The sequence below is a fragment of the Mitsuaria sp. GD03876 genome (assembly GCF_029840635.1).
Classification (GTDB): Bacteria; Pseudomonadota; Gammaproteobacteria; order Burkholderiales; family Burkholderiaceae_C; genus Roseateles.
The window spans coordinates 1-6,628 of sequence record NZ_JAOCCU010000091.1 but is presented as its reverse complement, the minus strand read 5'-3'; the positions used below and the strand labels follow the sequence as shown (position 1 = coordinate 6,628).

At 74.8% G+C, this 6,628-nt stretch carries 8 protein-coding genes and 1 pseudogene; all 9 read left to right on the top strand.

Annotation, left to right across the window (positions count from 1 at the left end; all coding sequences use genetic code 11):
• Nucleotides 1–611: heme ABC exporter ATP-binding protein CcmA (ccmA, locus tag N5D62_RS28175; RefSeq protein ID WP_347881840.1), on the top strand; the 611-nt coding region annotated here is incomplete at its 5' end.
• Nucleotides 608–1,264, top strand: coding sequence for a heme exporter protein CcmB (ccmB, locus tag N5D62_RS28170; RefSeq protein ID WP_279761445.1), 657 nt, complete (start codon nt 608–610; stop codon nt 1,262–1,264). The genes ccmA and ccmB, both read left to right, overlap by 4 nt.
• 19 nt (nt 1,265–1,283) lie before the next feature.
• A complete protein-coding gene (ccmC, locus tag N5D62_RS28165; protein WP_279761449.1) occupies nt 1,284–2,057 on the top strand; it encodes a heme ABC transporter permease CcmC in 774 nt (257 codons plus the stop codon).
• The gene (locus tag N5D62_RS28160) at nt 2,047–2,196 is read left to right on the top strand and encodes a hypothetical protein (protein ID WP_279761443.1); all 150 of its coding nucleotides are present in this window, start codon (nt 2,047–2,049) and stop codon (nt 2,194–2,196) included. The genes ccmC and N5D62_RS28160 overlap by 11 nt, the downstream gene beginning before the upstream one ends.
• The gene (gene ccmE / locus N5D62_RS28155; protein WP_279761441.1) at nt 2,193–2,765 is read left to right on the top strand and encodes a cytochrome c maturation protein CcmE; all 573 of its coding nucleotides are present in this window, start codon (nt 2,193–2,195) and stop codon (nt 2,763–2,765) included. The genes N5D62_RS28160 and ccmE overlap by 4 nt, the downstream gene beginning before the upstream one ends.
• Nucleotides 2,762–4,894, top strand: a complete 2,133-nt coding sequence (locus tag N5D62_RS28150) for a heme lyase CcmF/NrfE family subunit (RefSeq protein ID WP_279761439.1) — start codon at nt 2,762–2,764, stop codon at nt 4,892–4,894. Before ccmE ends, N5D62_RS28150 begins: the two co-directional genes overlap by 4 nt.
• Nucleotides 4,894–5,412 carry a DsbE family thiol:disulfide interchange protein gene (locus N5D62_RS28145; protein ID WP_279761437.1) on the top strand — a complete coding sequence of 173 codons (519 nt, stop codon included), beginning with the start codon at nt 4,894–4,896 and terminating at the stop codon, nt 5,410–5,412. Before N5D62_RS28150 ends, N5D62_RS28145 begins: the two co-directional genes overlap by 1 nt.
• Complete coding sequence (locus N5D62_RS28140) at nt 5,409–5,978, top strand: cytochrome c-type biogenesis protein CcmH (protein ID WP_279761435.1); 570 nt, start codon at nt 5,409–5,411, stop codon at nt 5,976–5,978. Before N5D62_RS28145 ends, N5D62_RS28140 begins: the two co-directional genes overlap by 4 nt.
• A pseudogene (locus N5D62_RS28135) lies at nt 5,975–6,628 on the top strand (c-type cytochrome biogenesis protein CcmI); the annotation flags it as partial. The gene N5D62_RS28140 and the pseudogene N5D62_RS28135, both read left to right, overlap by 4 nt.

Sequence of the window (6,628 nt, the reverse complement as noted above, 5' to 3'; positions counted from 1 at the left end):
GCCTGGGCTGCGCGCGCGGCGGCCGCTGGCTGTTCCGCGACCTGAGCTTCGAGCTGCGCGCGGGCCAGGCGCTCGCGCTGCGCGGCCCCAATGGCAGCGGCAAGAGCAGCCTGCTGCGCCAGCTCGCCGGGCTGCTGCCGGTGGAACGCGGCCTGATCGACGGCCTGGACCGGGCCGCGGATGTCGCCTACCTGGCGCACCAGAACGGCCTCGGCCTGGACCTGAGCGCGCGGGAGAACCTCGCGCTGTCGGCCCGCGTCGCCGGCCGGCGGGCGGAGCCCGCGGCGATCCAGGCCGCGATCGACGACGCCGGCCTGGGCCGGCTCGCCGCGACCCCGGTGCGCCGGCTGTCGCAGGGCCAGCGCCGCCGCCTGGCGCTCGCGCGCGTGCGCCTGAGCGGCCGGCCGCTGTGGCTGCTCGACGAGCCGACCGCCGCGCTGGACGCCGACGGCGAACGCGCCTTCGCGTCGCAGCTGGCGCGCCACCTCGAGGCGGGCGGCCTCGCCGTCGTCGCCACCCATCACCCGCTGGACCTGCCCCAGATCGCCTGCGTGCCGCTGGACCTCGGCGTCGCGCCTTCCCGCCATGACCGCCCCGTCCGCGCCGCATGAGCCTCGCGCTGCTGCATCGCGACCTGCTGCTGGCCGTGCGCCGGCCCTCGGACGCGCTGGGACCGCTGGTGTTCTTCGCCATCGTCGCCAGCCTGTTCCCGCTGGCCGTCGGCCCGGACGCGGCGCTGCTGCGCGCGCTCGGACCGGGCGTGCTCTGGGTCGCGGCACTGCTGGCGATGCTGCTGTCGCAGTACCGGCTGTTCGAGGCCGACCTGGCCGACGGCAGCCTGGAGCAGGCGCTGCTGGCGCCAGGCGGCGCGCTCGCGCTGGTCGCGGCCAAGACGCTGGCGCACTGGCTGCTCACCGGCGCGCCGCTGGTGCTGGCCGGCCCGCTGCTGGCGCTGCAGTACGGCCTGGCGCCGGCGGCGATCCAGGCGCTCGCGCTGGCGCTGCTGATCGGCACGCCGGCGCTGTCGCTGCTCGGCGCGTTCGGCGCGGCGCTGACGCTGGGGCTGCGCGGCCATGTGCTGCTGGCGCTGATCGTGCTGCCGCTGTGCGTGCCGACCCTGATCTTCGGCAGCGGTGCCGCCACCGCGGCCCAGCAAGGCCTGCCGGCCGCGCCGCAGCTCGCGCTGCTGGGCGCGGTGCTGCTGGTCTCGCTGGTCACGCTGCCCTGGGCCACGAGCGCCGCGCTCCGGCTCGCCGTCGAATGAGAGTCCTTGCCCCATGTCGATGACCGGCCCCGCCCCCTTCCCCGCCAAGCCCCCGGCCGATGCGCCGGGATCGCGGCCGCGCCGCTGGCGCGCGCTGGCCTCGCCCGCCGTCTTCGATCCTTGGGCGGCGCGCGCGATCCCTTGGTTCGCCGGACTCGCGGTGCTGCTCGCGCTCCCGGGCCTGTGGATCGGCCTGGTCGTCGCGCCGGCGGACCACCAGCAGGGCGAGGTCTACCGCCTGATCTATCTCCATGTGCCGGCGGCCTGGATGTCGATGTTGCTGTACCTGGCCGCGGCGCTGCACGCGGCGCTCGGCCTGGTCTACAACACGAAGCTCTCGCCGGTGATGGCGCGGGCGCTGGCGCCGACCGGCGCCCTCTTCACCGTCATCGCGCTGTGGACCGGCGCCGCCTGGGGCAAGCCAGCCTGGGGCGCGTGGTGGGTCTGGGACGCGCGACTGACCTCGGAGCTGCTGTTGCTCTTCCTCTACCTCGGCTACCTGGCCCTGGTGTCCGCGATCGACGACACCCGCCGCGCCGACCGCGCCGGCGCGATCGTGCTGCTGGTGGGCGTCGTCAACGTGCCGGTCATCTACTTCTCGGTGCGCTGGTGGAGCACGCTGCACCAGGGCGCGTCGATCCGCTTCGACGCGGCGCCGACGATGGCGGCCTCGATGCTCGCGGGCATGCTGCTGCTGGCGCTGGCCTGCTGGGCGTACGCGATCGCGGTCTCGCTGGCGCGGGCGCGCTGCCTGCTACGCGAGCGCGCGCAAGGAGAGCTCGATGCGCGCTGACCACGCCTTCTACCTCGCCGTGGGCTGGGCCTCGGCGCTGCTGCTCGTCGTGGAGGTGCTGGCGTTGTGGCGCCGCGCCCGCCGCGCGCGCCACCTGGCCGTCGAACGCGCGGACTTCGACCACGAGGAGGCGCCATGACCGCGCGCCGACGCCGACTGCTGCTCGTCCTGCTCGGCCTGGCCGCGATGGGCCTGGCGACCGCGCTGGTGCTGCGCGCGCTGAGCGACAACGTCATGTTCTTCTTCAGCCCCACGCAGGTCCAGGCGGCGCAGGCGCCGCGCGACGCCGCCTTCCGCTTGGGCGGGCTGGTCGAGCCGGCCTCGCTGCGCCGCGAGGCCGACGGCCTGGCCGTGCGGTTCGTCGTGACCGACCAGGTCCACCGGGTGGCGGTCCACTACCGCGGCCTGCTGCCCGACCTCTTCAAGGAGGGCAAGGGCGTGGTGGTGGCCGGCCGGCTGGGAACGGACGGCGCCTTCGTCGCGACCGAGGTCCTGGCCAAGCACGACGAGAACTACATGCCGCCCGAGGCCGCGGCCGCGCTCGAGCAGGGCCGACGCGCCGCCGGCGCCTCGCCGTCCGCGACCGGCCGTGGCACAGGCACAGGCACAGGCACAGGCACAGGCACAGGCACAGGCACAGGCACAGGCACAGGTGCCGGTGTGGGTGCGGGTGCGGGTGCGGGTGCCGGCACGGGAGGCTCGCCATGATTCCGGAGATCGGCGTCTTCGCGCTGGTGCTGGCGCTGCTGGTCGCCGTCGTCCAGGGCACGTTGCCGCTGGCCGGCGCGCACTGGCGCGTCGAGGCCTGGATGCGCGTCGCGCGGCCGGCGGCGCTGCTGCAGTGCGCGCTGTGCCTGCTGGCCTTCGCGGTGCTGGCCGCCTCGTTCCTGCGCAAGGACTTCTCGGTCCTCTACGTCGCGGCGAACTCGCACTCGACGCTGCCGGCGCTGTACCGCTTCACCGCCGTCTGGGGCGGCCACGAGGGCTCGATGCTGCTGTGGCAGACGCTGCTGGCGGTCTGGGGCGCGGCGGTCGCGCTGCTGAGCCGGCGCCTGCCCGCCGACTTCGTCGCCCGCGTGCTGGCGGTGCTGGGTTGGATCGGCATCGGCATGCTGGCCTTCCTGCTGGCGCTGTCCAACCCGTTCGCGCGGCTGTCGCCGGCCGCGCCCGAGGGCCGCGACCTGAACCCGCTGCTGCAGGACCCCGGCATGGTGGCGCACCCGCCTTTCCTCTACATGGGCTACGTCGGTTTCTCGGTCGCCTTCGCCTTCGGCATCGCGGCGCTGATCTCCGGCCGCCTGGACGCGACCTGGGCGCGCTGGGCGCGGCCCTGGACGCTGGCCGCCTGGAGTTTCCTGACGCTGGGCATCCTGCTGGGCAGCGCCTGGGCCTACGGCGTGCTCGGCTGGGGCGGCTGGTGGTTCTGGGACCCGGTGGAGAACGCCTCGCTGATGCCCTGGCTGGCCGGCACCGCGCTGATCCATTCGCTGGTCGTCACCGACCACCGCGGCGCCTTCCGCAGCTGGACGGTGCTGCTGGCGATCGCGGCGTTCTCGCTGAGCCTGCTGGGCACCTTCCTGGTCCGCTCGGGCGTGCTGACCTCGGTGCATGCCTTCGCCGTCGACCCGGGCCGGGGGCTCTATATCCTGTCGATGATGATCGCGGTGATCGGCGGCTCGCTGCTGCTCTTCGCGTGGCGGGCGCCGAGCGTCGGCCTGGGCGGCCGCTTCGCGGCGCTGTCGCGCGAGACGCTGCTGCTGCTCAACAACGTGCTGCTCGGCGCCGCCGCGCTGGCGGTGCTGCTGGGCACGCTGTACCCGCTGGCGCTGGACCTGCTGCGCGGCGAGAAGATCTCCGTCGGCCCGCCCTACTTCGAGGCCGTCTTCCTGCCGATGCTGGTGCCGGCGCTGGTGCTGATGGGCGTGGCGCCGCTGGCGCGCTGGAAACGGGCGCCGCTGCCCGACCTCGCCCGCCAGCTGCGCTGGGCCGTCGGCGCGAGCGGCGTCAGCGCGGGGGTGCTGCTGGCGCTGTCCGGCGGCGCGCTGACCGGCTGGACGCCGCTGGCGGGCTTCGGCCTCGTGCTGGCGGCGTGGTGCATCGGCTCGGCCGTCGGCCATGCCGCGCAGCGCCTGGGGGCCGAGCCCGGCGCCCGCTGGCGCCGCGCCGCGCGCCAGCCCGCCGGCTGGTGGGGCATGCTGGCAGCGCACGCGGGCGTCGGGGTGTTCGTGCTCGGCGCGACATTGGCGACCGGCTTCGAGCGCCACAAGGAAGCGACGCTCGCGATCGGCGAGACGGTCGAGGTCGCGGGGCAGCACTTCCGCTTCGCGTCGCTGGACCCGGTCGCCGGGCCCAATCACGACAGCGTCCGCGCGACCTTCACCGCCGGCGACGTGACGCTGCATCCCGAGAAGCGCGTGTTCCGCGCCGATGGCACCGCGCTGAGCCAGCCCGCGATCGACGTCGGCTGGCGGCGCGACCTGTTCGTGGTGCTGGCCGATCCGGTCGGCGACGGCCGTTGGCACGTGCGGGTCCAGGTGAAGCCGTTCATGGCGTGGATCTGGGCCGGCGTGTTCCTGATGGCGGTGGGTGGTTTCCTCGCGCTGGCGGACCGGCGATTGCGGGCCTGGAGGGCCGCGCGCGTCGACGACGGCCGCGACCGCGCCGCGACCGACGCGACCGACGCGATCGACGCGACCCACGCGACTCACGCGATCGACGCGATCGGCGTCCTCGGGTCGAGCGATGCAGCCCCGGCCACGACCGGCGCGCCGGACCGCGCCGCCGATCCGGCCCTGGCGCCGGGCGCCGCGGCGCTCGCCCGCGGGGAGATCGCCTGATGCGCTACCTGCTGCCCTTGGCGGTGTTCCTCGGCCTGGCGTTGATGCTGGCCTTCGGCCTGGACCGCGATCCGCGCGTGCTGCCGTCGGCCCTGCTGGACCGCCCCGCGCCGGTGTTCGAGCGCCCGTTGCTCGAGGACGCCAGCCGCCGTTTCGGCACGGCGTCGATGCAGGGGCGGCCCTGGATGCTGAACGTCTGGGCCTCCTGGTGCGAGCCCTGCCGCGCGGAGTTGCCGGCGCTGCGGGAGTTCGCGGCACGCGACGACGTGGCGCTCTACGGCCTCAACTACAAGGACCAGGACGACGCGGCCCGCGCGCTGCTGGGGGCTGTCGGCAATCCCTATCGCGCCTCGGCGGTCGATGCCGATGGCCGCGTCGGCCTGGACTTCGGCGTGCAGGGCGTGCCGGAAACCTTCGTCATCGACGCGCATGGCCGCGTGCGCTATCGCCACCAGGGACCGGTGACGGCCGAGGTCTGGCGCGACAAGCTGCTGCCCGCGCTGAGGGCGGCCCGATGACGGCGCGGCGCGCGATCGCCGCGGCCGCACTGGCGCTGGCCGTGTTGGCAGCGCTGACCTCGTTGGCAGCGGTGGTCGCGATCGCGGGGCTGACCGCGACGGCTACGGCTGCCACGGCTGCCACGGCTGCCACGGCTGCCACGGCTGCCACGGCAACGGTAAGCACGGCCGGCGACTCGCTCGAGGACCGCGAGTCGCGCCTGGCCCACACCCTGCGCTGCGTCGTCTGTCAGAACCAGACGATCGCCGAATCCAACGCGCCACTGGCCGCCGACATGCGCCAGGTGATCCGCGAACAGCTCCGCGACGGTCGCAGCGACGACGAGGTCGTGGCCTTCTTCGAGCAGCGCTACGGCGCGTTCGTCCGCTACTCGCCGCCGTGGCGGCCGTCGACCTGGTTGCTCTGGACGGGGCCGTTCCTGGTGCTGGCCGCGGGGCTGGTCGCACTCGCGTCGGCCTTGCGGCGTCGCGGCGCCTTCGCGCCCGACGGCATCGACGATGACGAGCATGACGAGGATCTCCAGGACCTCGAGGCTCAGGACATGAAGGAAGGATTCACCCGATGAATGCGCTGTTCCCGCTCTGGGCCTCGGCGACGGGGATGCTGCTGGCGGTGCTGGCCGTGCTGCTGTGGCCGCTGCTGCGCGAGAGCGGCTCCTCGACCGGCATGGCGGCGCGGACCGCCGGCGGACGCTGGTCGCGGCTCGGCGTCGCCGGCGTGCTCAGCCTGGGACTGCCGGTGGCGGCGCTCGCGGTGTACCTCGAGGTCGGCGATCCGCGCGCGGCGGCCGAGGAAACGTCCGGCGGCGGCGCGTCGCATGCGACCGAGGGTGTCGACGTCGACGCGATGGTCGACCGCCTGGCCGCGAAGCTCGCCGCTTCGCCGCAGGACCTGCAGGGATGGATGGTGCTGGCGCGCTCGCGCGAGGTGCAGGAGCGCTACGGCGATGCGGTCGACGCCTACCGGCGCGCGATCGCGCTGGCGTCGGGGGCTGATCAGACGCAGCTTCGCGCGAAGCTGCAAGCGGATCTCGCCGACGCGGTGGGATCGCAGCAAGGGGGCGATCTCGGCGGCCCGGCGCAGGCGGCGATCGACGCGGCGCTGGCGCTCGATCCCGATCAGCCCAAGGCCCTCGCGCTGGCCGGCGCGGCCGCGGTGCGGCGCGGCGACACGGCCTCCGCGCGACGCCACTGGACGCGCCTGCTGGGGCTGCTC